Raw genomic sequence first — 24,157 nt, 5'->3', positions numbered from 1 at the left:
GGTGGTCCTTGACGGTTCAATCCCGTAGAGATGGCGATATACGAAGAGTTCATTTTATTCCTTCCTGTTCAAAAGGTTAGTGCCTATCCGAAAGGCTCGGGTTTCTTCTCCTTTCCCGCCGCTTCCCCCCATCGACCAAGGTTTCCCCGCATGTCCCAGACGATCATTCCCGTCATCCTGTCCGGTGGCAGCGGTACGCGGTTGTGGCCGCTGTCGCGTGAACAATATCCCAAGCAGTTCCTGCCGCTGGCCGGTAGCCGCAGCCTGTTGCAGCAGACGGTGGAACGCTGTCTGGCCGCCGGTCTGGGCACGCCGATCCTGGTGGGGGCGGAGGCGCATCGTTTCGTGCTGGCCGAGCAGTTCCGCGATATGGGCGTCACCCCGCGCGCCCTGGTTCTGGAACCCGCCGCGCGCAACACGGCACCCGCCATTGCGGCGGCCACGCTTCTGGCGCGGGAGATTGACCCGGATGCGCTGCTGCTGGTCCTGCCCGCCGATCATGTGATCCGGGATGGGGCGGCCTGGGCGGCGGCAGTTGGCGTTGCGGCCAAGGCGGCGGCGCAGGGTCATCTGGTGACCTTCGGCATCAAGGCGGAAACGCCGGAGACGGGGTTCGGCTGGATCCGGCCCGGTGCGGCGCTGGACGGAATCGACGGTGCCTTCAAGGTGGACCGTTTCGTTGAGAAACCGGCCCTGCCCAAGGCGGAAGAGTTGCTGCGCGAGGGCTGTTCCTGGAACAGCGGCATGTTCCTGTTCGCGGCATCGGCCATGCTGGAGGAACTGACGCGGTTTGAGCCAGCCTTGCTGTCGGCGGTGGCGGCGTCGGTCGCGGGCCGGGCCAGCGATCTGGATTTCGTGCGTCTGGCCGCCGATGCCTTCAAATCCGCCCCGTCGGTCAGCATTGACGATGCCATCTTTGCCCGCACCGAACGCGCCGCTGCCGTGCCCTGTTCCATCGGCTGGTCTGATGTCGGGTCCTGGTCGGCGCTGCATGAGGTGGTGGAAAAGGATGGGGACGGCAATGCCACGCGTGGCGATGTCATCCTGCGCAATTGCCAGGGGTCCTACGTTCGCACCGATGGGGTGCTGACGGCGGTCCTGGGCCTGTCGGATGTGGTGGTGGTCGCAACGTCCGACGCCATCCTGGTCGCGCACAAGGATGCGGTGCAGGATGTGAAGGGCGTGGTGCAGAAGCTGAAGGCCGATAAACGCAAGGAGGCCGAAAGCCGCCCCCGCGTCTATCGCCCCTGGGGCTATTACCAGTCCGTGCATGCCGGCGACCGGTTCCAGGTCAAGCGCATCACCGTCAAGCCGGGCCACAAGCTGTCCTTGCAGAAGCATTTCCACCGCGCCGAACATTGGATCGTGGTCAATGGAACCGCCCTGGTCACCCGCGACGGGGAAGAGATCCTGGTCCGGGAGAACGAGTCCATCTACCTGCCGCTGGGCGCCGTTCACCGGCTGGAAAATCCCGGCAAGGTGCCGCTGAACCTGATCGAGGTGCAGTCGGGTTCGTATCTGGGCGAGGATGATATCGTGCGCCTGGAGGATACGTATGGGCGGGCGTGACAGGATGCCCTGTCCGCCAAACCCACCGTCATCCCCGCGCAAGCGGGGACCCAGCGTAAGGCGCGGTCAGCGCCGATATGAGTCATGTCGCGGCAGACGCCGCTTACGCTGGGTCCCCGCTTTCGCGGGGATGACTGTTGAGAGCGGGAGGACGGTGGGGAGAGCGGCGGCATCAGCCCCCGAAGTGCCGCTTCATCACCGCTTCGGCCGGCTTGCCCTGCAAGGTGAAGTCGGTGTCCTGCGGGCCGCCGGCGTCGGGATCGCTGAACCAGCGCCAGAGCAGGACATCGCGCAGCCCGTGGCGGGCAAGGGCGGTCAGCCAGTGATCCAGCACGCGGGCCTGCACATCGGCATCGGGATGGGCGTCGCGTTCTTCCGGGCTTTCCCAGGGTTTGGCCTGTCCGCCAGCGGCGCTGCGCAGGCCCAATTCGCCGATCCAGAGCGGGCCTTGTTTGGCGAGGTTTGCCGCCAGGGTATCGATGCGGCCCGCCAGACCGGCATCATCATCGCCCAGCGGCGGGTAGAGGCTGATGGACGGGATGTCCAGCAGGGTACGGAAGGGCAGGCGGTCCAACTCCCCATCCCAATGCGCGACATAGGTCACGGTACCCCGGAACCGGCCCCGCACATCGGCAATGATGCCCGCCCAGGCGGGATCGCCGCTGACGCCGCGCAGTTCGGTCCCCAGGGCCAGCGCATCGGCCCCTTCCTCCTGTGCCAGACCGGCAAGATCGAGCAGGATGGCGCGGTAGCGGCGCAGCCATTCCGCCTGATCGGCAGCGTCACTGAATTCAATGGCTCCGGCCCAGGTCTGCGGCACCCAGACATGGGGCTTTACCAGGACCCTCAAACGCAGGCCGCGTGCCTGCCTTATGCCGGCGCGCAGTTGATCCAGGCTGACGGCGTCGCCCAGCACGATCTTCGGATCGGTGGGGGCCGACTGCCACAGGAACGGGATCAGGGAAGCGGCATTGCCGCCCAGACCGCGCAGATGCCGCAGGGAGCGTTCGCAGGCAGGGGAACCCAGCGGCGCGTCGGGCGTCGCGATCAGGTTCACACCCCGCCAGGGCGGCGCGCCGGCACCCGTACACGCCACCGGCAGCAGGCCCAGCCCCGCCAGTCCCGCCCCCAGTTTCAGAATGCCGCGCCGCGAAGCGTGTCGTTCCCGCCGCAATCCTTAACCCTCCGCCCCTTCATCGCCGGCCGCCATCGGGCACCGGCCACGGCCCCCTGTCAATGGTAAGCCCCATGCGCCACGCCCTGATCGCCGCCTTGTTCACTGCAACCGCCCTGGTCGCCCCGGCCCTGGCCGCCGATCCGGCCAAGCCGGGGAGCCGCAGCGTCACGCTGCGCGACCTGGGCTATCCGGACGGGGTCACCCTGTCCGGCATCTCCGCCCGGCAGGATATTTTCTTCCCGCTGCCGGCCTGGGTTCCGACCGACAATCTGAAGCTGGAAGCCAAGCTGATCGGGACGCTGGCCGAGGGGCAGCGGGCATCGGTGCAGGTGCAGGTTGATGACAACCCGCGTTGGACCGGCGGGTTGAACCAGACTTACAAGGATTACGCCCTGTCCATGTTCCTGTCGCGGCCTGATATCCGGCAGGGATTCGCCAAGGCCAGCATCATCTGGGGCGCGCAATGGACCGATAATCGCTGTGTTGATCAGCGGTTGCCCGGTGGCTTCGTCACCCTGTCGCCCGATAGTGCCGTGACCTACAGCATCGACCCGGCAAAGATCGACAGCGTCCGGGCCGCCTGGTCGGCGCTGGGGCCGCGCGTGCATCTGCTGCTGCCGGCGGGCGACCTGACGGTGACGCAGTTCCAGGCGGCGGTGAAGCTGGCGGGTGACCTGCAACGGCAGGGCCGCATCGTCACCTTTGACCGGCTGCCGACCCCGGATGCCATCTCCACCCTTTCCGCACCGCCCGCGACGACCGGCAGCATCGTGATTGCGACCAAGGCAGAGGTGGAGGCGCTGGGGGCCGCCATCCGCGCCCTGCCGGGCAAGGACAAGCTGTGGAACCTGCGCGATGGCGGGGCTGGTTCCGACATCGCCCTGCTGCCCATGGCCGAGGGGGCGGCGCTGGCCCTGCTGGATGGGATTGACGGGGAGAAGGTGCGGGTTCTGACCGATGGCTGGTCGCCGCTGGCCGATATGACCGCCAATGCCATCCGCACCGCAAAGCCGCTTCCGGCCAGCCTGATCGGCAATGACGGCATTCCCTTTGCCGCGCTGGGTCTGGGCCAGGGCGTGCAGGAACTGGTGGATCGGGCCGAATGGCCGCTGCGCCTGGATTATGCCCAGGTGCCGCAGGGACAGCGCCCGGCGGCGCTGGAGATCGAGCTGGCGCCCGGCAGCACCATGGGCGACAAGCCGCAGCTGCTGCATGTCTTCGTCAACAACACCCTGTTGCGCAGCGTTTCCTTGCCCGATGGCGGCAAGGTGCAGCGCATTTCGGTGCCGCTGCCCGACGGCCTTCTGGGCCGGTCGAACGCCATCCGCATCGTGTTGCAGCGGCAGGCGTCGGGCGGGGATTGCCGGGAGGCACCGCTGGCCAGCCCGGCGCAGATCCTGCCCGGCAGCCGCGTCACCCTGACGCCCGACAGCACCAAGCCCGCCGATTTCTACGCCCTGTCGCCGTCCATGGCCAAGGGGGCGACCCTGGTGGTAACGCCGGATCAGTTGAAGGATGTGGCGGCGGTCAACCTTGCCGCCCGTATCGTGGCTGATCTGGTGCCGGCCCAGGCGCCGCTGTCGGTGATTGTGGGCGATGGCAAGGCCAAGCCCGCCACGCCGTTCATTCAGCTGCCGGGCGCCAGCCTGCCGGGCAAGCCCGACCTGCCCGTCCGCCTGGATGGCGGGGCGGTGACGGTCAAGGACCGGTCGGGTCAGACCCTGCTGGATGTCACGGGCACCCATGGCCTGATGACGGCGCAGTTGGCCGCCCTGGACGGTACGCCGGGCCTGTCGCTGGCGACCAGTGATGGCCGTATTTCGCCCCTGATGCCGCGTCTGGCCTTTGACAAGGGCAATGTCGCCTTTGCCGATGATACCGGCGTGCTGATGGCCTTTGACACGGTGCGTGACCGCGCCGTGCGTGTGGTGGTGGCCGATGATGCCGGCTGGGCCGACTGGCTGGACCGGTTCCGCATCGTGCTGGTGCTGGGTGCCTGGGGTCTGTTGACCCTGGTCGGCGTCGGTGCGCTTCGCCGCTGGTATCGCAACCGCGCGCCGAAGGCTTGATCTGGTATGGCCCCCATTCCACCCCCTGCCGCCCCCACCGGCGGCGACATTGTCCCGCCCATTGGCGAGCTTTTGCTGGCCAAGGGGTTGATGACCGTGGCGCAGGTGGAACGGGCGCTGGAACTGCAACGGCAATGGAAGGTGCCGTTCGGTGATGTCGTCATTTCCCAGGGCATGGTGAAAGCACGCGAGTTCTACCGCACGCTGGCCGATCGTTTCCGCCTGCCCTTCATCGACATGATGGCCGAACGGCCGGAGGACGGGCTGGCGGACAAGGGCCGGGTGGATGAGTATAGCCGCCTGCTGCTGCTGCCCTGGAAGAAGGAAGGCGACATTGTCACGGTCGCGACCGCCGATCCGGGGCCGAAGGCCATGCTGTTCGCGCGCCAGACCTATGGTCCCAAAACCCGGATGGTGGTGACGTCGAAATTCGACATCGTCTGGACATTGCAGCGCCTGTTCGAGGATGAGTTCAACCATCTGGCTGTCCACGCCCTGGCCGACATGGACCCGACCAGTTCGGCGCGCACGGTCGTGACGCCGGGCCAGACCCTATTCCTCTATGGCTTGCTGTCGGTCTTCCTGCTGGGTCTGGCCTTTGCCCCCATCGGCACGCTGATCACGGCCAATGTCGTCATGGCCTTGTTCTATCTGGGCAATTTCTTCCTGAAGACCATTCTGGTCTGGTTCGGGTCAGATGCCAATCAGGTGGACCGCAAGGTGACGGATGCGGAGGTCGCGGCCCTGCATGATGACGACCTGCCCACCTTCACCGTCCTGGTGCCGATGTATAAGGAGCCGGAGGTGCTGCCCATCCTGGCGGCGGCGCTGCGGCGGCTGGATTATCCGATCGCCAAGCTGGATATCAAGCTGGTGCTGGAAGCCGGTGACCATGAGACGATCAATGCCGCCAAGTCGCTGGGCCTGGAAGGTATTTTCGAGATCATCCGCGTGCCGCCCACCAAGCCGCAGACCAAGCCCAAGGCCTGTAACTATGCCCTGCGCTTTGCCCGTGGCGAATATCTGGTGATCTTCGATGCCGAGGATCAGCCGGAGCCGGATCAGCTGAAAAAGGTTGTCGTCGCCTTCCGCAAGGCCTCGCCCAATACCGCCTGCATCCAGTGCCGCCTGAACTATTTCAATGCCAATGAGAATTGGCTGACGCGGATGTTCACGCTGGATTACTCGCTCTGGTTCGATTTCATGCTGGGCGGGCTGGAACGGCTGAACATTCCCATCCCGCTGGGCGGCACGTCGAACCATTTCCGCATGGATGTGCTGACCAAGCTCCATGCCTGGGACCCGTTCAACGTGACGGAGGATGCCGACCTGGGCGTGCGCCTGACGCAGAAGGGCTATCGTGTCGGTGTCGTGAACTCGACCACGTTCGAGGAGGCGAATGTCTCCATCCCCAATTGGGTGCGGCAGCGGTCACGCTGGATCAAGGGCTATATGCAGACCTATCTGGTGCATATGCGCGACCCGATCCACCTGTACCGGTCGGTGGGGGCGGGCGGTTTCTGGGGGTTTCAGTTCTTTATCGGCGGCACCATGCTGTCGGGCCTGCTGAACCCCATCTTCTGGGGCTTCTATCTGATCTGGCTGCTGATCGGCGGCACCTGGCTGGACCCGCTGTTCCCCACGGCCCTGCTGTATCTGTCGCTGTTCAACCTGCTGGCCGGCAATGGGCTATTCACCTACATCTCCATCATCGCACCGGTAAAGCGCGGCTGGACCAATCTGGCGCCCTGGGGCCTGACGGTCATCGGATATTGGGCGCTGATGTCGGTGGCCGCCTATAAGGCGCTATGGCAGCTGGTGAAGAACCCGTTCTATTGGGAGAAGACGCAGCACGGCCTGTCGCAGACCACCAAGCAGGAAGTGGCCAAGGCGTTGGCCAGCATGGGGCAGTCATCATGAGTGCCCTTGCCCACGCCAGCCGCCCCTATGTGACACCGCAACTGGACAAGCGTGGGGCGCGGTCGGTTCCGCGCTGGCTGTTCCCGGTATCGCTGGCCCTGCTGTTGCCGCTGATCGGGTTTGTGGCGTCCTGGCCGATGCAGGAAGGCTGGCTGGGTCCGGCTATGGCCGACCGCTGGACCCGTGCCCTGCTGGCCACCGCCGATGTCGGGGCCTTCCGCGATCTGACGGGGACGGCCTATCCCGTGCTGCCGCTGGGCTTCGACATGGGCGTCGCCATGATCCCTGGCCTGGGTGGCGTGCCGGCACCGCTGGTCGTCAATGTCCTGATGCTGTCCATCGCGGCTTCCCTGTGGGTGCGCATACTGGTGGCGGGTGGGCACCGGGTCGTGCCGTCGCTGGTGACGGTGGGGCTGCTGGCCTGCGCGCCGTCCCTGGCGCTGACCGTGGCGGCGGGCGGGGCGGCACCGCTGGGCGTGCTGGCCTTTACCATCGCCGTCTCCTCCTCTCTACGGCTGGCGCGGCGGGGAGAGGTGAATGCCATGATCGCGCTGGGCGTGTCGCTGGCCTGTCTGGCGCTGGCCGATGCGGCGGGTGCCTATATCGTGCTGGCCGCCGTGCCCTTCATCGCCCTGATGCTGCCGGCGCGCATGGTGGCGACATCGGCGTCGGGCAGCTTGCTGGTGGTGATGTTCCCACTGATGTTCGCCTCCATGGCCCTGTTCTATGCCAACTGGGTGTTCGGTGGCTCCCCCCTGGCCTTCGCGGCGGGGGTGGATGCGGCCATCCATGGGTCGGCGGCGCATGTGGGGGACAGTTCCTGGCTGATGGGACCGGGCGGGACCATGGGCATGGCGGTCCTGGTGGGGGCCGCCCTGATCCTGGCCAATGCGCCACTGCTGCCGGTGGGCATGTTGCTGGGCGACAGTGGGGCACGACGCGTGCTGCTGCTGCTGACCGGCATGCTGCTGACGGCCCTGGTCTTGACCTCTGCCACCTGGTTCCTGGGTGATCCGGGACGGTTGCTGGCCTATCTGGCGCCGGTATCGGTGCTGGCAGCGGCGGTGACGGGGCGCAACCGGCTGCGTGCCGGCCTGATGCCGCTGCTGGCGGCGGCGGGGCTGCTGGCCGGATGGTGGGCGCAAGGTCAGGTGGGCGATGCCGACACCGCCGGCTGGCGTCAGGCCGTGCTGGGTGCGGGTCAGGTGGAGGGGGATACGCGGGGCGAGTTGGCGCTGGGCCGGTTCCTGCGCGACCTGGATGATGTCGCCATCGATGGCTTGACGGCAGGCGCCGTGGTGCCGGGCCGGGGCCGTGCGGCGGGTCTGGTCCTGCCCAGCAATGACCGGCTGAAGGCCGATCTGATCGTCCGGCAACTGCGCACATCCTATGTCGCCCTGCGCGACCCGGTCAGTCCCGCCGGCACCCGTGACCGGATCGCCCAGGCCCTGCCCGATCTGTGGCATGATGCGGGCAACGGGGCGGTTCTGATATATGACCGGGGGGACTGGCGCGTCTGGCGTCTGCCGGCCGACAGCGGGAAAAGGGGTGAATGACATGATCCTGATTGTTGAGGATCTGGAAGAAGTCCGCGAATTGCTGTCGGCCCAGCTGACCGCCTGCGGCTATGGCCCCATTATCAAGGCGGGCAGCGCGGAGGAAGCGCTGGCGGCGCTGGATGTCGAACGCACCGAGGGGGAGGAATGCCCCATCGATATCGTGCTGATGGATATCATGCTGCCCGTCATGGACGGGATCACGGCCACCTGCCTGATCAAGGAAAATCCCCGTCTGGCCGATGTGCCCGTGATCATGGTCTCTTCGCTGGAGGATGAGGAAACCTTGAACCAGGCCTTCATCGCCGGTGCCTTTGATTATGTCGTGAAGCCGGCGACGCTGGTGGCCCTGCGCGCCCGCGTGCAGTCGGCCCTGCGCTGGCGCACGGAGGCACGCCGCCGCCGTGCACGCGAAGGTGAGTTGGCGGAACTGACGGCGGATCGTCGTCATACGCCGGCAGCCGATCCGCGCGCGGTGACGGGCCTGGGCTGGCCCGGACCCACGCAATGCGGACAGATGCTGGCCGAACGGGCGCAGCGCCGCCATCCCGGCGCCGTCCTTTACGCCGCCATCGATGATTTCGGCCGCCTGGAAGAGGTGGATGGCGCAGACCCGGCAGCCGCATTGACCCGCCGCGTCATGGAACTGGCGGCGGGCCTGCCGGGGCGTATCGGCGATGTGCTGACCATGGCCGGCGACGGGCGGCTGGCGGTGCTGTTTGAGAATAATGATGCGGCGGCGGCGCGGGACATTGCCGAACGGCTGCTGGATATGGTGGCCCGTGCCCGCATCCCGCACCCCCGTTCCAATGCCGGCCCGCATGTCAGCCTGTCTGCCGGGTTCGCCACGGGGGTGGAGGCGGCCAGCGTGGCGCGCCGCGCCCTGGACCAGGCCCGCGCCCATGGCGGGGCCCGCATCGTCGACGGCGCCAGCCTGCCGCCGGAGGACAATTGACCCATGTTTGTGCGCAAATGCCTGACCCTTTTGTCCCTGCCGCTGCTTTTGTCCGCCACGCCCGCCTTTGCCGGGGCCTGGCCGCAGGCGGCGGGAACCATGGAGGTGATTGCCGGTGCCACCTACTCGGAATCCGACAGCGGCTTTGATGGTCGCGTCGGCGGCACCGACCCGAAATTCCGCAAGCTGGAGGTGGCACCGCTCATCTCCTGGGGTGTGGGCAGCGATACCACGGTCAGCTTCCAGCCCTCCTGGCAGCGGCTGAAGGCCGACAATGCCGCCGGTGGCAGTGACAAGGGATCGGGTCTGGCCGATGCGGAATTCGCCGTCCGCCGCACCATCTGGCAGGACGGTGCTGACATCGTCGCGCTGGCACCGCTGATCCGGGTGCCGCTTGGCTATGACAAGGGGGATCAGCCGCCGCTGGGGTCGGGCAAGGTCGATGCGGAGATGCGGGCCTTGTACGGTCACGGCTTTACGAACGGGTTCTTTGACGCGCAGGTCGCGTACCGTACCCGTGGCGGGCCGGCGGCAGATGAGCTGCGCCTGGACCTGACGGCGGGGGTGCGGCCCGATGCTGACTGGCTGCTGCTGGCGCAGAGTTTCAATGCCGTCAGTGTGGGTACGCCGGGCGCCGGCTATGGCGATGTCCGCCGCTATAAGCTGCAATTGTCAGCGGTGCGCAAATTGACAGATGATGTCAGTCTGCAATTCGGGCTGTCTAAGGCCATTGGTGGCCGCAATGCCGGTGGGGAGCGTATGGCATTGCTGGCCCTGTGGTGGAATTTCGGCGGGCGGTAACCGAAGGGGGACGGCTGGATGGTGATCCTCAGCCTGCGTAATCTGATGGGGGCGACCACAGGCGCCATCGTGGCGCTGCTGGCGCTGGTTCATGGCAGCCTGTCCGGTTGGGAAGCCGAACGTGTCCTGAACCAGGAGGTCGGCACCTCGCTGGCGGCTGTCGCAGAGGGGTTATCCTCCCGGCTGAATGGCGACATGCAGGCCCGCGCCGCCCTGACACAGGTGCTGACCCAGGTGGAGGCGCTGAGCGACCCCGCCGTGGCGCAGCGCATCGTGGATCAGATGGGCGATCAGGACCCGGCACTGGCCTGGGCCGGGATCACCGACAAGGATGGCAAGGTTGTGGCCGGCACGCGCGGCATCCTGGTCGGCCAATCCATCGCCCAGCGCCCCGTCTATGTGCAAGGGATCACGGGCACCTTCATGGGGGACGTGCATGAGGCGGTGCTGCTGGCCAAGCTGCTGCCCAATGTCACGGGGGAGCCCCTGCGCTTTGTCGATGTGTCCGCCCCTATCAAGGGACAGGATGGTTCTGTGCGCGGCGTTGTGGCCGTGCATTACAGCTGGGACTGGGCCCGCCGGCTGGTGACCGATCCCCTGTCGCCGATGCAGGGCCGTTCGGGCCTGGAGACCATTCTGGTCGCCGCCGATAACCGCGTGCTGCTGGGCCCGCGTGACCTGCTGGGCAGCATGCTGCCGCTGGAAAGCACCCGGCGGGCGCGGGAAGGCATGGTCGGCTGGCGCGTCGAACGCTGGCCCGACGGCAAGGATTACATGACCGGTTTCGCTGCCGATCAGCGTCAGCGCGTGGTCAAGGGGCTGGCCTGGACCGTGCTGGTCCGGCAGCCGGTGGACATTGCCTATGCGCCGGCGGACCGTATCCGGTATCTCATTTTCTGGTCGGGTTTGGGTCTGGCCCCGCTGTTCGGGGCTGTCGGCTGGCTGGTGGCCAACCGTATCACCCACCCCCCACGGGCATCGAACCGGTAACCAACGCCGCCCTGTCGCATTCTGTGGGGGGATGGGGCCAATTCCTGTTGCACACATCCGGCCCGGCCTTGCCGCACCACCCGGCCCCTGCCATCCTACCCATGGGGATGACGCCAAGGGGGGGAGCCGATGATCCTGTCAACGCTGGAAAACCCAGCCGGATACCGTGTCGTGCGGCATCTGGGGCTGGTGCAGGGCAGCACGGTACGGTCCAAGCATGTGGGCCGGGATATCATGGCCGGGCTGAAGGAAATCGTGGGCGGCGAACTGCGCGGCTATACCGAGCTTCTGAACGAGGCGCGGGAGGAGGCGACGTCCCGCATGCGTGCAGCGGCGGAGGAATTGGGTGCCAACGCCATCATCTCCATCCGCTATGGCACCGCCAATATCGGCAGCGGGGCGGCGGAGGTGCTGGCCTATGGCACCGCCGTTGAGATCGTGGCGGAACAGGCCGCATCGTGAGCGGGCCGAAAGCCGATCTTCCTCCCGATCTGCCCCCCGGCTTTGAATGGCTGGAAATCCTGGAGAATATGGGCGACTGGGAATATCTGGGCATCAGCGGCTGGCTGGTCGGTGTGGTGGGGGCGCTGCTGTTCAATGCCGGCATCCTGCTGCTGGGGGCCTGGCTGGAACGCCGTCACGACCGTGAACTGGCCGCGATGGAGGCGGCCACGGCCAGCGTCCGGGTCTTCACGGGCAAGCCGCCGGCGGGCCTGACCGGCGTGCCGCAACTGGTGCAGGCCGCCATCGTCATGGCGCCGGCCCCGCTGGGCCGGATGACGCTGCTGATCCGGCGGATCATCGGCGGGCGGGTCATTACCCGGCAGCGGGATATGCAGCGCACGCGGCGTCTGGCCCTGCTGCGCCTGCGTGAACAGGCGCGCGGCCTGGGGGCCGGTGTGCTGGCGGGGGTGGAGTTCTGTCAGATCGGGCTGGACCGGGGCCGCTTTGCCCTGCTGGCCACCGGCACGGCCCTGCTGGGCAGTGCGCCGGCACCCGCACCGCTTGTCACGGAAGCCGTGGGCGCGGAGCCGCCACGGCACCGGCGGGAGATTATCATTGCGCTGGTCGTCCTGATCCTGGCTGCGGCGGCCACCACGGAGCTGGATTACCTGTTCAACAGTTATTTCGGAAATTTCTGGAAACGCTGGATCTTCCACATCAAATGAGGAAGGGTCAGCGGGCCTGTGCCGCCTGTTTCTTGGGCCGCTTGAACCAGAAGGTCCAGACGGCCAGCGTGCCCAGGACCGCCATGCCCAGACCCGACAGGGTCATCAGCAGACGGTAGGCAAGGCCGCCGACCTTGGCCGCATGCAGCGGATAGACCTTTTGAAAGGCCTGCTGTCCCGCCGGCATGGACAGGGCGTCGCGCATGTCCACAACCCTTCCATCGGCGGGGTCGAACCAGATCAGGGTGCGGCCATTGGGCAGCCATTCATCCTGCTGTTTCAGGCGCAAGCTGATCAGGTCGCCGGGCCGGCGCGGCAGGGCCAGAATCCGGAATTCCGCCCCCGGAAAGCGTGCCTGTGCCACCGACAGCATGGCGTGCCAGTCGGGGTTTTCGGCCAGCGGGCCGCCCGCCCCCTTGGGTGCCGCCGTCGCGGCCCGCCATTCCTTGGCAGAGCCCAGCGGGCTCAACACGAAATCGGCCACGGGACGCAGGGTCAGCATGGCGCCCGTCAGGCAGGACACGAACAGCAGCGGGGCCAGAACCACGCCGATATCCCGGTGATGGCGGATGATGGCGGGCCGCGACATGCGCGCGGGCCAGAGCTTGAACTGGAACGTCCGGCGCAGCTTCCACCACAGGATGAAGCCGGAGATCACGAAGAACAGCCCGACCAGCGCCACGATGCCCAAGAATGTCTCCCCCACCTCACCGGCCAGCAGATAATGGTGCAGGTCGAACAGCCACAGTTCCGGGCGATCCCAGATGCTATCCCAGGACGCCACGACCGTGCCGGCCTGATCGGTATAGGCACCGGCCCCCTTGGCCGTGCGCAGCCGGTGCAGGCCGAAACTGTCGCTGGCGAAGATGATGCTTTCCGGGCGGGCCGGGTCGGCGAAAATCTTCCCCACCGCCGCCGCGACCGGCCCGGCATCCCGCACCAGCGCGTCGCCGGCACCGGGTGCCATGACCCAGGCATCCTTGTGCACCAGCAGGGCACCGGTCAGGCCCATCATGGCCAGGACCAGACCCAGGATGCCGCCGGCCCAGCGGTGGAGAAGATCGAGCGTCTTCATCAGAAGCTGTAATCCCAGCCGACGGTCAGGGTACGGCCACGGCCCGCATAGTAACGCTGGTTGTCGGCCAGGCGCTGGGTCTGGCTGTTATAGTCTATGAACTGCCGGTCCAGCAGGTTCTGCACCGACAGGGTCACCCCGCCGATGGGCAGTTCATAGCGGATGGAGCTGTCGACCACGGTATAGCCCTTGAAGCTGGCAAAGACATTGCCGCTGCCGACATCGCCCGACAGATAGGTCTGCGTCTGCACCCGTGCTGTGATCTTATCCTGCGCGTATGTGGCGGCCAGGTTCAGGCGATCGGGCGAGATATTGGCGCCGTCCAGGCGGACATCGACCTTGCCGTCATTGTTGCTGTCGGCATAGCCCTTCAGATGGGCATAGCCGCCCGACAGTGTCAGGCCGGGCAGGGGCGTCTCATAGGACAGGTTCAGTTCCAGCCCCTCGATCTCCACCCGCTGGCGCTGCACCTCATACACACCGTTCAGCAGGACCAGAAGCTGCCCTTCCTTCGAACTGGACCAGAAATAGGTGGCGCCGCCCTTGAACGGACCATAGTCGCCCTCAATCCCGATCTCCTTGTTGTTGGAGACGATGGGATTGATGTTCAGGTAATTGTCCAGATCGATGCCCACCTGGGTAATGGCGCGCGTGATACGGCCCACGTCGGGCGCGGTATAGCCCTCGGCATAGGAGGCGTAGGCGCGCAGGCCGTCCACCGGCTCCACGATCACGCCGCCATTCCACAGCGTATCGCTGAAGCTCGGGCTGCCGCCCGAAACGAAGCGGGAACCGTACGAGGCGAGCGTCGTGTAATCATCGATGGTGATGCGGGCATTTTCCGACCGCACACCGCCGGCCAGCCGCAGCTTCTCATCCAGCAGCGCCAGATTGAGCTGCGCAAAGGGGGCCAGGCTGCGGAAATCCGTGGGCGGCACCCATTTGCGGCCCGTGGCGATCAGGCGCTGTTCGGTCGTGTCCCGGATGGCGTCAAAGCCGACGGTGCCCGTCAGATCCTCAAATCCCGGCATGGCGCGTTCATAGGCGATCTTGCCGCCCGTCTTGCGCGACCGGTTCTGCGACTGGTCGAACAGGGTGCCGTTGGGGGCCAGGCGGACATCCTGGAAGGTGGCGATGGGCAGCGGATCGCCGCCGAACGTGTCGCGCGACCGGTTGAAGAAGATCTGGCTGGTCAGGGTGCCGCCCGCCAGATCATCATCGGTCAGGGACAGGGCCACGCTTTCGGTGCGGTTGGCCGCCGGCGTGCCCGGCGGATTGCCCTTGACCGACGTGCCCGGCAGCTTACGGGCGCGGTTGCCGGTGACGGCCACATAGTCGCCATCGCCCTTCAGTTCGAAACGGCTGGCGATCAGGTCCAGGCGCGCGCCCTCCCACACCTCATACCCGAAGCGGGCGAAGACATTGGTGCTGGCGCTGTCCTGGGTTTCGCCCTGGGTGCTGTCCACGCCGATGCGGCGGTCGTTGGCGTCATAGAAGGCGCCGCGCGTTTCATAGGCCGCACCCACGGTGGCATCAAACCGCCCGTCGCGGTGGCTCAGCAGGGCCGCCACCTTGCCGCCGAAACTATCACCTTCGAACCCGTCATTGGCGGTGCCCTGGATCAGGACGCGACCGCTATTGCCATCGGCCTTGGGCGCGCTCACCGTCACCTGATTGACGATGCCGCCGGTGCCACCGATGCCCTGCAACGCGTTGGAGCCGAAAATCACCTCCACCCGGTCCACGAAGAACGGATCGATGGTGAAGCCGTCGCGCGACCCGTCACGCAGGGGCGTGGATTGCGGGATGCCGTTGATGGCGTAAAGCGGCGACCGGCCGCGCAGCGTTTCCCCGGCCCCCGACAGCTTCTGACGGGTGGGGGAGAAGGACGGGATCAGGGTGGCAACGGCATCCACGACCGACCCGCTGATGGCCGCCTGCTGTGCCAGATCGGCGCTGCCGATGACATCCACGGTCAGGGGCAGGGCGCTGGCCGGCAGCTTGGTGCGCGCCGCCGTGACGACGATGGCGTCAATATCGTCCTGTGCCGTCGCTGCCTGCTGTGCGGCGGCGGGCAGGGCGATCAGGCTGCTGCTGATCATCAGGAACGACAAGGACTTGCGCATCGAAACCTCTCCTTTTCAAAACGCCGGGACCCTAGGATGCCACACATACAAATGCAACTCATTATCAATGCTATTGATGCAAGGCGGGTTTGATGCTGCGGGGTGCTGGCGGTCGACAGGGGGGATTTTATTGCAAACATGAAATCAAATAAAAATGGCAAACAAATAAATATTAATTCTCGTAACTAAAATCTTCATGTCGCAAATGCCACAGAAGTTAATAATGAATAAACACTGTTACAATTCGCTATTGCAGTAAAATTGGCCCTATACGAGTGTTCCACCGGTGCCTTGGGGCACATTGACTGAGCGCGCGCCCGCAAGCTTGCCGAACAGAGGCGCGGCCTGTTGGAACAAGGGGACACAGCAACCATGACACTTTCTGATAATGTGCGCGGCTCGGTCCGCTCCCGCCTGCTGCTGGGCGCCGCCCTGGCCGCGGTGCTGGCGCCGATGGGCACCGCCCTGGCGCAGGATGCGATCGAAGAGATCGTTGTGACCGGTTCGCGCATTGCGCGTCCCAATGATACCTCCACCAGCCCGGTCTATTCGGTCGGCGCTGCCGAGATCGACGCGCTTCAGCAGCCGGAAGTCGAGAAGATCTTCCGCATGCTGCCCGTCACGGTTCCCGGCGACGGCCAGAACACCAATAATGGCACCGCCGGCGCCTCCACCGTCGATCTGCGCGGCCTGGGTGCCCAGCGCAACCTGATCATGATGGATGGCAAGCGCGTCACGCCGTACAATTTCAACGGTCTGGTCGACGTCTCCACCATCCCGACGGCCCTGATCGAGCGTGTGGACATCGTCACCGGCGGCGCGTCCGCCGTGTATGGTTCGGACGCCATGTCCGGCGCCATCAACTTCATCATGAAGGATGATTTTGAAGGCGTTGATGCCAATTACGACTATTCCGTCACGGGCGAGGGGGATGGCCACATCCATTCCGCCGACGTGACTGTCGGTTCCAACCTGGCCGATGGCCGTGGCAATGTCGTGCTGGGCATCAACTACTCGCAGCGCAAGGGCGTGCAGCTGGGTTCCCGCCCGCTGGGCCAGCTGGGTATCGCCACGGCGTCGGGTGCCAATTACCAGAACTTCCTGGATGGCCGCGTGCCCGATCCGGCCCCGGCGGGTTGCGGTGGTCCGAACTCCGTGGCGGCTGGCGGTTCGCCGACCACGCTGCCGTCGCGCGTCACCATCGCCGGCGGCCCGGCCCTGGGTCAGTTCCGCGATGATGGCTCCATCGGCGCCAACTGCTCGGTCTTCAACTTCAATCCCTATAACTATTACCAGACCCCGCTGGAACGCTTCGGCGGCTTCGCGTCCGGCCATTACGAGATCAACGAGCATGTCGAGGCCTATGGCCGCTTCTCGTATTCCAGCACGAAGAACACCCAGCAGGTCGCCCCGTCGGGCATTTTCGGTACCACCTTCTTTGTGCCGCTGAACAACCCGTATCTGACGGGTGCCGCCCGCCAGACCATCATCAACGCCGCCAATGCCGGCCGCACCGCCGGTACTGTGATGACGGCGGGCGCCTTCCCGAACTGGGTGGACGTCAACAATAACGGCGTGGTCGATCAGGCCGACGATATCCGTCTGTCCATCAGCCGCCGCACCGTGGAACTGGGGCCCCGCTCCACCTCCTATGACAACAACGCCTTCCAGTTCCTGACGGGTCTGCGCGGCGACATCATGGAAGGCTGGACCTATGACGTGTCGGTGCAGCATGGCGAAAGCAGCCGCACCAACCTGAGCCAGGGCTATACCAACATCACCAATGTCGGCAACGCGCTGAACGCCGTCAGCACCACGGCCTGCCGTGGCGGCCAGGCCGGCTGCGTGCCGATCAACCTGTTCGGTGGCTTTGGCTCCATCACCCCGGAAATGGCGGCCTATGCCTCCGCGTCGGCCATCGACAAGCAGCATTACGCCCAGACCATCGTCACCGGTTCCGTGAGCGGCCCGATCGAAGGTCTGGTCAGCCCCTGGGCCAATGACAGCGTCGCCATCAGCTTCGGTGCCGAATACCGCAAGGAAACGGGCTCCCGCACGCCTGACGAATGCTGGAAGCTGGCCCCGGCCTCGTGCCTGGGTGGTGCGGGCGGTAACCTGCGCCCGATCTCCGGCGGTTTCGACGTACAGGAAGTCTTCGGCGAAGTGCTGGTGCCGCTGGTCTCCGACAAGCCGGGCTTCGAGTCGCTGGACCTGGAAGCGGCCTATCGTTACGCTGACTATGATCCGACGGGCGTCAACAAGACCTGGAAGCTGGGCCTGAACTGGACCCCGATCGACAGCGTCCGTTTCCGTGGCTCGCAGCAGCGCGCGGCCCGCGCCCCGAACGTGGGTGAACTGGCCGCACCGCAGATTGCGGCCCTGCAGAACGCCAATGTCGATCCCTGCTCGGTCGGCAATGCGGCGGCCCTGACGGACGCCACCCTGCGCGCCCGCTGCATTTCCACCGGCATGACCGCCGCCCAGGTCGGTAATGTCGTGGATATCGCCGCCGGTCAGGTGAACGTGTTTGCCGGTACCGATCTGGCCCGCCTGCCGACCCCGGAAGTGGCCGATACCAGCACGCTGGGTATCGTCCTGACCCCGGATCTGGGTGCGATCAAGAACACCTTCATCTCGCTGGACTATTACAACATCAAGATCAAGGACGTGATCGGCGCCTTCGCACCGCAGGAAATCCTGGACGGTTGCTATGTCGCCGGTGACGCCAGCCAGTGCGCCAAGGTCATCCGCGTCGGCGGCACGCTGACCCTGCCGGGTGCGGGTCTGCAGGCCTTCACGACCAACCTGAACTACCTGAAGGCCGAAGGTCTGGAACTGGGCGTCAACTTCAATGTCGACCTGGAGGATCTGGGCGTCGGCGGCGATATGGGCACCCTGATCTTCGCCCTGAATGCCAACTACTATCTGACGCAGGAATCCCAATCCTCCGATCAGACCCCCGTTCTGGATTGCGTGGGCCGCTTCGGCACCAGCTGCCCCGGCGCGGTGGGTGCGGGCGGTGTCGGCAGCCCGCTGCCGGAAATCCGCTGGGTTCAGCGCATGAGCTGGAACATCGGTGACTTTACGGTCGGTTACACCTGGCGCCACCTGGGTGGGGTGGAGATCGAAGAAGCTCAGAAGCCCACGACCTTCGACAAGTTCGAGAAGATCAAGGCTTACAACTATATCGACCTCCAGGGTTCGTATCAGCTGTTCGAGCAGGTGCGCCTCAGCGCCGGCGTGACCAACCTGTTCGAAAAGGACCCGCCGGTGGTCGGCAACGAAGCAGGTGCCACCTCTGCCAATTCGGGCAACACCTTCCCCAGCATGTATGATCCGCTGGGCCGCGTGTTCTCGGTTGGTGTGAACGTGCGCTTCTGATCCCGGATGGACGGGGCGGTGCCGGGTGACCGGTGCCGCTCCGACCGGCCAGGAATGACATACCCCGGGCGCGCAACCCGACCGGTCCCATGCGGGACTGGCCGGGTTGCCGTCATTTCGGATATCATTATTGCAACGCGGCCTGCGGGGTGGCTGAAATGATTGAAAGTCACGGTGAAACTTAATTAACAAGGCTGTCCGGCAGGACGGCCACGGCCTGCGGAGTGTGGGTAGCGGTAATGAACCATCTGGCATCCGGGTTCGACATCAATCCCGACCAGGATCTGGTCGTGGGTGATGTGACGATCAGCCCGTCGCTGAACCGGATCGCCATGGGCGACCGTCAGCGCCGGGTGGAGCCGCGCATCATGCAGGTGCTGGTGCTGCTGGTTCGCCATCAGGGACAGTCGGTTTCCCGCGACACGCTGCTGCATCATTGCTGGGGCGGGGTGTTCGTCGCCGAAGACAGCCTGAACCGCTGCATCTTCCAGCTGCGCCGCGCGCTGCGCGATGTCGGCAGCACCCGTCTGCGCGTGGAAACGATCCCGAAATTCGGATACGCCCTGTTCGTGGATGAAGGGGCGGAGGCAGAGGCCGCACCCCCAGCGACCCCGGCCCCGGACGGGCAGGAAGTACCTGTTTCCAATGCCGATACGGATGCCAGCCCCGCCGCCACGGTCCTGCCGGCGGGTGCGGTGCCGGCCACGGCAGAGGCACGGCGCCTGCGTCTGGCGCTGTTTGTTGCGGTGGCGCTGCTGTCGCTGGCCGTGATCGTGTTGGGTGTGGCCTATTGGCGGGCGGATCGGGTGGAGCCATCGCTGGCCATCCCCGTCTTCGACGTGCTGCCGCTGACCCTGGAACCGGGGATGGACCTGTTCCCCGCCTTGTCGCCCGACGGGGAGATGGCGGCCTATGCCGCCCGCAATTCCTTTGACGATTTCGACATCATCCTGCGGGGCACCGGGCCCAATGGCCGGTCGGTGTCGTTGACCAATACGGCCGATCATGACCGGATGCCCGTCTGGTCGCCCCGTGGGGATGCCATCGCCTTTCTGCGCAGCGACCGCGACTGGAACTGCGCCATCTATGTCATCGCGGTGCCGGTGGGTAAGGAACGCCGCATCGGTGACTGTGTCGGCGATCAGCTGCCCAATCTGGCCTGGCGGCCCGATGGGCAGGCCATCATCTTCACGGGCGTGCCCGATGCCACCGTGAAGATGTCGCGCCTGATGATGATGCCGCTGGAGGGGGGGCAGGCCAGCCTGCTGCCGGTGCCGCCGGGTGGCAATGCCGATGACTGGATCCCCGCCTATTCCCCCGATGGCCGCAAACTGGCCTTTGCCCGCGCCTGGCCCGACGGCAAGCTGTCGATCATGGTGGTGGACACGCGCAGCGGCAAGGAACTGCACCGGCTGGCCCTGGACAGCACGTCCGTGAACTTTGCCTGGTCCGTGGATGGACGCGGCCTTTACATGACCAATGCCAGTCGGCAGCGGCGCGGCCTGTGGTATGTCGATCTGCAGACCGCGCGCTGGCAGCAGGTAATGCCCGGCATCGGCCAGTTGGGCCGTCTGGCCGTGGCCAGCCAGCGCGGCAACATGGCCATGGAGATCTACCGTGGCCATGCCGACATCATGGAATTCACCGCCGACGCGCATGAGCGCACCCTGCAGGGGTCCGGTGCCAACGAATATGAGCCGCAACTGTCGCCCGATGGGCGCGCGCTGGCCTTCGTGTCCGACCGCACCGGTGAGCCGCAGATCTGGCTGGCCGAGGATGACCGTCCGCCCCGGCCCCTGACCAATCTGCCGGGCGCCAACATGAATGGCCTGCGCTGGTCCCCCGATGGCCGCGCCCTGTTGTTCGTGGCAGAGGTGGCGATGGTCAGCGACCTGTACCGCGTCACCATCTCTGACGAGGCGACGGTGCGGCTGACCCATGACGGGCATGCCAAGAACGCGCCCGTCTGGATGCAAGATGGCCGTATCCGCATTCCTATCCGGGGCGATACGACCTGGGATATCTGGCTGATCGATCCGGCGGGTGCGGCACCCGTGAAGATCGATGAGAACCGCGACTATATCGACATGTCGACCGACGGTTCCATGCTGCTGGTCGGCAATAGCGGCGGTACCAAGCTGACCTGGACCGCGCTGAAGGGGGAGGGTGGCGGAACGCTGGACCTGCCCGTCACGCTGCGCCGGCGCAATGTCGTGGTCTGTCCCGACACGATCTATGCCGCCCGCGTCAACCTGCCCTCGGCAGAGGTGGTTGCCGTGGACCGCAAGACGGGGGCGGAACGCCGCCTGGGCATGGTGGCCCGCACCGAAGGCCGGGGCCAGATCACCGCCGATTGTGCCAATGGGTCGGTGATGATGATGCAGTTCGTGGGTCAGGAATCCGATCTGGTCCTGTTGAACCCCGTCAGGCCCGAGTGATTTTCCGCTGACGCGGTCAGCGCCGAATCTTTCACGGGTTGCCGCAACGGCATCGGATTTCCCTTAGATTTTCCGAAGGACAGGCCAGGATGGGGGATGTTGCCCATGTGCCGGAGAAGGGGGGGAGGCGTGCCCCATCATCCATCTCACCGCCGCGATCATTCCGCAAATGCGCCCATCATCTTTCCATCATGTGTCAAAGATGGTGTGATTGACGTCAGATTATGTCATCTAAATCAGTGATTTAGGATAAGTCGCGGGCTCTCGTCAGGCGATGATCGGCTTTCAATCAGCCAATGATCATCTTTCCATCATGGTCAGTTCGATGCAGTCCGGCAATCTTTCCCCTGTCGCCGTCACGGATGCCTGAACAACCGGGCAAGGAACGGCACAGATCAGTTGGGGGAAAAGATGAAGGACGGAAAACTCCGCCTTAAGGCATGCATCAATATCGAATTCCATACTGAAAACTTCGTCGAGGCGGGTGAGCATCAGAAGCGGCTGATCGAGCTGCTGGAAGAGGTGCAGCGCCATTATCCGGAAAGCACGCTGGACCTGCGCGAACTGCGCAACCGCACCGCCGCCAATTCCGGGACCGCACCGCGTCCGCCGGTTACCCGCACGGGCCGTCTGCGTCCCTATGCCAGCGTCGCCTGATAGGGGGATTGTGTCATGCAACGTTATCCCAGCACGGCGCTGGCCATCACGCAGGCCCTGTTGAAGATCAATCCGCGCATGTCGCTGCGCACGGCGGCTGCCCTGCTGACCATCTGCGAGAATGAAGGCATCAGCCAGGCAGAACTCTCCTATCTGATGGGGGAGGCGCCCTGCGCCATCAGCCGGGCCATCGATGAGCTGTCGCGCGATGTGGAAGAGGGGCGGGGCGATGCCGCCGGTGCGCTGGTCGAACGCCGGGCCTGGACCCAGGATGCCCGTCTGCGCGTGGTGCAGCTGACGCCGCGTGGCCGCGCCATCCGTGACCTGCTAAACAGCCAGATCGAAGCGGCGCGCCCCATTGTGGCCGCCTGAATGTTATACTTTATGCCCTTTAATCGCCGGCGCCCATATCCGTGGGCTTGGGCGTGGGCTTACGCGGCACGAGCCGCGCGGCGGTCGTCGCCGCCATATCACCGGTCAACAATTTTGACCGGTGATATTACCGCATGGCGGTGAGCAGGGCATAATCGGCGCGCAGTTCGGCCAGCCGGCCCGCCGCTGCCTCCGGGTCGGTATCGGCCAGTTCCATGGCCTTCTGCACCGCCATCTGCAGGCGCTGATGCGCCTCATTCACCACCAGGGCACGACCAAAGGCGACATTCATCGCCGTCAGGCCGCCCTGCAAGGCACGGCACAGGCTTTCCGCCGACCGCCCCATCCGGTCCACCGCCGAGACAAGTTCCGGCAGCTCCGCCGTTGCGGCGACCAGTTGGTTGGCCAGCATGGCTGTGGTGGCCAGGGATCGTACCTGAACCGGGAATTGGATGATCTCGCCCATGCGCGGCCCCTGTTGCCGACCTTCGCGGGGCGTGTCTGCACCCGGTTCACCACCGTCGCGCGGTCCGTGATTTCGGGCAAGCTATCCATTGGCACAGTTTCCAGCCGGCACCGGCAAGGCTGCCTTTCGCCATGCGACAGGAAGTTTTCCGAAAGGCCGCCGCCGCGTCCGTTTCGTGCAATCCGTCGCCCAACAACGAAATCGACCTGGGTGCGCTGCCATGCCTAGACTTTGACCGTCAAAGCCGCCCGCAAGAAAGGCGGCAGCAGCGATCCATCGGCCCGGAGGCCCCGCCCCATGCTGTTCGATTTCCCCGATTTCGATAATCACGAACTGGTTCTGTTCGGTCGCGATGAGGCCAGTGGTCTGGCCGCCATCATCGCGGTCCATTCCACGGCCCTGGGGCCTGCCTGCGGCGGCTGCCGCATGTGGCCCTATGCCAACGATACCGAGGCGATGCGCGATGCGCTGCGCCTGTCGCGGGGCATGAGCTACAAGAATGCCATGGCCGGTCTGCCGCTGGGCGGTGGCAAGTCCGTGATCATCGGCGACAGCCGCAAGGACAAGACGGACGAGCTGTTCCGCGCCTTTGGCCGGGTCATCGACAGCCTGGGTGGCAAGTATATCGCGGCGGAGGATGTGGGCATCAGTGTCGCCGACGTCATGACCATGGGCCAGACCACGCGCCATGTCGCGGGCCTGTCCAAGGGGCATGACGCGTCGGGCGACCCGTCGCCCTTCACCGCCTATGGCGTCTATATGGGCATCAAGGCCGCCGTGAAGCACAGGCTGGCCACCGATAGCCTGAAGGGTGTGCGCGTCGCGGTGCAGGGCCTGGGCAATGTCGGCGGCCATCTGTGCCAGCGTCTGGCCGATGACGGCGCCATCCTGACGGTCACCGACATCCATGCCGATGCCGTGCAGCGCGCCGTGGACAAGTTCGGGGCCATTGCCGTGGCACCCGACCGCATCCATGCCGCCGATACCGATGTCTACGCGCCCTGTGCCCTGGGTGCCGTCATCAATCCGCGCAGCCTGCCCGAACTGAAGGCGAAGATCGTGGCCGGCGGCGCCAACAACCAGCTGGAAACCGACCCGATGGGCGAGGCGCTGCGCGCCGCCGGCATCCTGTACGCGCCGGATTATGTGATCAATGGCGGTGGCATCATCAATGTCTCCGCCGAAGTGACGCAGGATTATGACCGCGATTCCGTGCTGCGTCAGGTGGAGCGTATTCCCGTGACGCTGACGGAGATTTTCCGCCGCGCCGACCGGGAGAATCGCCCGACCAGTGCGGTTGCCGACGAAATGGCCCGCGAAATCCTGGCCGCCGGCAAGGGTGGGCGCAAGCAGGCGGCGTAAGGTTTTTACCTTTGAGCGGGTTGCCCTCACCCTCCCAAACGCTGGCGCGTTCGGGCCCCTCCCTCTCCCACCTT

Annotated in this window: 18 protein-coding genes; 14 read left to right on the top strand and 4 right to left on the bottom strand. The window is 65.6% G+C overall.

Going from position 1 to position 24,157, the window contains the following annotated elements; all coding sequences use genetic code 11:
- Positions 1-150 precede the first annotated feature (150 nt).
- Positions 151-1,569 carry a mannose-1-phosphate guanylyltransferase/mannose-6-phosphate isomerase gene (locus ACODSP_RS11735; protein WP_488965780.1) on the top strand — a complete coding sequence of 473 codons (1,419 nt, stop codon included), beginning with the start codon at positions 151-153 and terminating at the stop codon, positions 1,567-1,569.
- Positions 1,570-1,741: 172 nt separating this feature from the next.
- Here the strand turns inward: ACODSP_RS11735 and ACODSP_RS11730 are convergent, their stop codons facing one another.
- Positions 1,742-2,743 (bottom strand): glycoside hydrolase family 113, encoded by a 1,002-nt coding sequence (locus ACODSP_RS11730; protein WP_488965779.1) that lies wholly within the window; start codon positions 2,741-2,743, stop codon positions 1,742-1,744.
- Between the two features lie 74 nt (positions 2,744-2,817).
- Between ACODSP_RS11730 and ACODSP_RS11725 the strand changes: the two genes are divergently transcribed.
- From ACODSP_RS11725 to ACODSP_RS11690, 8 genes are all read left to right on the top strand, one after another.
- Positions 2,818-4,815 carry a cellulose biosynthesis cyclic di-GMP-binding regulatory protein BcsB gene (locus tag ACODSP_RS11725; RefSeq protein ID WP_488965778.1) on the top strand — a complete coding sequence of 666 codons (1,998 nt, stop codon included), beginning with the start codon at positions 2,818-2,820 and terminating at the stop codon, positions 4,813-4,815.
- 6 nt (positions 4,816-4,821) lie between these two features.
- Complete coding sequence (locus tag ACODSP_RS11720; protein WP_488965777.1) at positions 4,822-6,735, top strand: glycosyltransferase family 2 protein; 1,914 nt, start codon at positions 4,822-4,824, stop codon at positions 6,733-6,735.
- On the top strand, positions 6,732-8,291 hold the full coding sequence (locus ACODSP_RS11715; protein ID WP_488965776.1) for a hypothetical protein: 1,560 nt from the start codon (positions 6,732-6,734) through the stop codon (positions 8,289-8,291). The genes ACODSP_RS11720 and ACODSP_RS11715 overlap by 4 nt, the downstream gene beginning before the upstream one ends.
- Before the next feature lies 1 nt (position 8,292).
- Entirely contained in the window at positions 8,293-9,246 is a 954-nt protein-coding gene (locus tag ACODSP_RS11710; protein ID WP_488965775.1) for a response regulator, read from the top strand.
- 3 nt (positions 9,247-9,249) lie between these two features.
- Entirely contained in the window at positions 9,250-10,047 is a 798-nt protein-coding gene (locus tag ACODSP_RS11705; protein ID WP_488965774.1) for a hypothetical protein, read from the top strand.
- A gap of 18 nt (positions 10,048-10,065) precedes the next feature.
- A complete protein-coding gene (locus ACODSP_RS11700) occupies positions 10,066-11,037 on the top strand; it encodes a cache domain-containing protein (RefSeq protein WP_488965773.1) in 972 nt (323 codons plus the stop codon).
- Between the two features lie 129 nt (positions 11,038-11,166).
- Positions 11,167-11,499: a YbjQ family protein gene (locus tag ACODSP_RS11695; protein ID WP_488965772.1), complete on the top strand. Its 333-nt coding sequence runs from the start codon at positions 11,167-11,169 to the stop codon at positions 11,497-11,499.
- Positions 11,496-12,206 (top strand): heavy metal-binding domain-containing protein, encoded by a 711-nt coding sequence (locus ACODSP_RS11690; protein WP_488965771.1) that lies wholly within the window; start codon positions 11,496-11,498, stop codon positions 12,204-12,206. The genes ACODSP_RS11695 and ACODSP_RS11690 overlap by 4 nt, the downstream gene beginning before the upstream one ends.
- A gap of 7 nt (positions 12,207-12,213) precedes the next feature.
- Here ACODSP_RS11690 and ACODSP_RS11685 read toward each other — a convergent pair whose 3' ends face one another.
- Both ACODSP_RS11685 and ACODSP_RS11680 read right to left on the bottom strand, forming a co-directional pair.
- Entirely contained in the window at positions 12,214-13,281 is a 1,068-nt protein-coding gene (locus ACODSP_RS11685; RefSeq protein ID WP_488965770.1) for a PepSY-associated TM helix domain-containing protein, read from the bottom strand.
- Positions 13,281-15,407, bottom strand: a complete 2,127-nt coding sequence (locus ACODSP_RS11680; protein WP_488965769.1) for a TonB-dependent receptor — start codon at positions 15,405-15,407, stop codon at positions 13,281-13,283. Before ACODSP_RS11680 ends, ACODSP_RS11685 begins: the two co-directional genes overlap by 1 nt.
- Before the next feature lie 372 nt (positions 15,408-15,779).
- Here ACODSP_RS11680 and ACODSP_RS11675 point away from each other — a divergent pair, with 372 nt between their 5' ends.
- From ACODSP_RS11675 to ACODSP_RS11660, 4 genes are all read left to right on the top strand, one after another.
- Positions 15,780-18,788: a TonB-dependent receptor domain-containing protein gene (locus ACODSP_RS11675; RefSeq protein ID WP_488965768.1), complete on the top strand. Its 3,009-nt coding sequence runs from the start codon at positions 15,780-15,782 to the stop codon at positions 18,786-18,788.
- A 239-nt stretch (positions 18,789-19,027) separates the two neighbouring features.
- Positions 19,028-21,226 (top strand): winged helix-turn-helix domain-containing protein, encoded by a 2,199-nt coding sequence (locus ACODSP_RS11670; RefSeq protein ID WP_488965767.1) that lies wholly within the window; start codon positions 19,028-19,030, stop codon positions 21,224-21,226.
- A gap of 411 nt (positions 21,227-21,637) precedes the next feature.
- Positions 21,638-21,883, top strand: a complete 246-nt coding sequence (locus ACODSP_RS11665) for a hypothetical protein (protein ID WP_488965766.1) — start codon at positions 21,638-21,640, stop codon at positions 21,881-21,883.
- Positions 21,884-21,898: 15 nt separating this feature from the next.
- Complete coding sequence (locus tag ACODSP_RS11660; RefSeq protein ID WP_054168839.1) at positions 21,899-22,255, top strand: helix-turn-helix domain-containing protein; 357 nt, start codon at positions 21,899-21,901, stop codon at positions 22,253-22,255.
- A 127-nt stretch (positions 22,256-22,382) separates the two neighbouring features.
- Here ACODSP_RS11660 and ACODSP_RS11655 read toward each other — a convergent pair whose 3' ends face one another.
- Positions 22,383-22,721, bottom strand: coding sequence for a hypothetical protein (locus ACODSP_RS11655; protein WP_488965765.1), 339 nt, complete (start codon positions 22,719-22,721; stop codon positions 22,383-22,385).
- A gap of 297 nt (positions 22,722-23,018) precedes the next feature.
- On the opposite strand from ACODSP_RS11655, the gene ACODSP_RS11650 reads away from it, so the two are divergent.
- Positions 23,019-24,083, top strand: coding sequence for a Glu/Leu/Phe/Val family dehydrogenase (locus ACODSP_RS11650; protein WP_488965764.1), 1,065 nt, complete (start codon positions 23,019-23,021; stop codon positions 24,081-24,083).
- Positions 24,084-24,157: the final 74 nt, after the last annotated feature.

Source organism: Niveispirillum sp. FG156 (assembly GCF_057809555.1).
Note: the sequence above shows the minus strand (reverse complement) of the source record. Positions and strands in the feature narration are given on the sequence as shown.

Bases quoted from the DNA above. Each gene is read 5' to 3' on its own strand.
- ACODSP_RS11670 (WP_488965767.1), top strand. From the start codon at position 19,028: ATGAACCATCTGGCATCCGGGTTCGACATCAATCCCGACCAGGATCTG.
- ACODSP_RS11705 (WP_488965774.1), top strand. From the start codon at position 9,250: ATGTTTGTGCGCAAATGCCTGACCCTTTTGTCCCTGCCGCTGCTTTTG.
- ACODSP_RS11720 (WP_488965777.1), top strand. From the start codon at position 4,822: ATGGCCCCCATTCCACCCCCTGCCGCCCCCACCGGCGGCGACATTGTC.
- ACODSP_RS11665 (WP_488965766.1), top strand. From the start codon at position 21,638: ATGAAGGACGGAAAACTCCGCCTTAAGGCATGCATCAATATCGAATTC.
- ACODSP_RS11650 (WP_488965764.1), top strand. From the start codon at position 23,019: ATGCTGTTCGATTTCCCCGATTTCGATAATCACGAACTGGTTCTGTTC.
- ACODSP_RS11715 (WP_488965776.1), top strand. From the start codon at position 6,732: ATGAGTGCCCTTGCCCACGCCAGCCGCCCCTATGTGACACCGCAACTG.
- ACODSP_RS11660 (WP_054168839.1), top strand. From the start codon at position 21,899: ATGCAACGTTATCCCAGCACGGCGCTGGCCATCACGCAGGCCCTGTTG.
- ACODSP_RS11710 (WP_488965775.1), top strand. From the start codon at position 8,293: ATGATCCTGATTGTTGAGGATCTGGAAGAAGTCCGCGAATTGCTGTCG.
- ACODSP_RS11685 (WP_488965770.1), bottom strand. From the start codon at position 13,281: ATGAAGACGCTCGATCTTCTCCACCGCTGGGCCGGCGGCATCCTGGGT.
- ACODSP_RS11655 (WP_488965765.1), bottom strand. From the start codon at position 22,721: ATGGGCGAGATCATCCAATTCCCGGTTCAGGTACGATCCCTGGCCACC.
- ACODSP_RS11675 (WP_488965768.1), top strand. From the start codon at position 15,780: ATGACACTTTCTGATAATGTGCGCGGCTCGGTCCGCTCCCGCCTGCTG.
- ACODSP_RS11700 (WP_488965773.1), top strand. From the start codon at position 10,066: ATGGTGATCCTCAGCCTGCGTAATCTGATGGGGGCGACCACAGGCGCC.
- ACODSP_RS11680 (WP_488965769.1), bottom strand. From the start codon at position 15,407: ATGCGCAAGTCCTTGTCGTTCCTGATGATCAGCAGCAGCCTGATCGCC.
- ACODSP_RS11735 (WP_488965780.1), top strand. From the start codon at position 151: ATGTCCCAGACGATCATTCCCGTCATCCTGTCCGGTGGCAGCGGTACG.
- ACODSP_RS11725 (WP_488965778.1), top strand. From the start codon at position 2,818: ATGCGCCACGCCCTGATCGCCGCCTTGTTCACTGCAACCGCCCTGGTC.
- ACODSP_RS11695 (WP_488965772.1), top strand. From the start codon at position 11,167: ATGATCCTGTCAACGCTGGAAAACCCAGCCGGATACCGTGTCGTGCGG.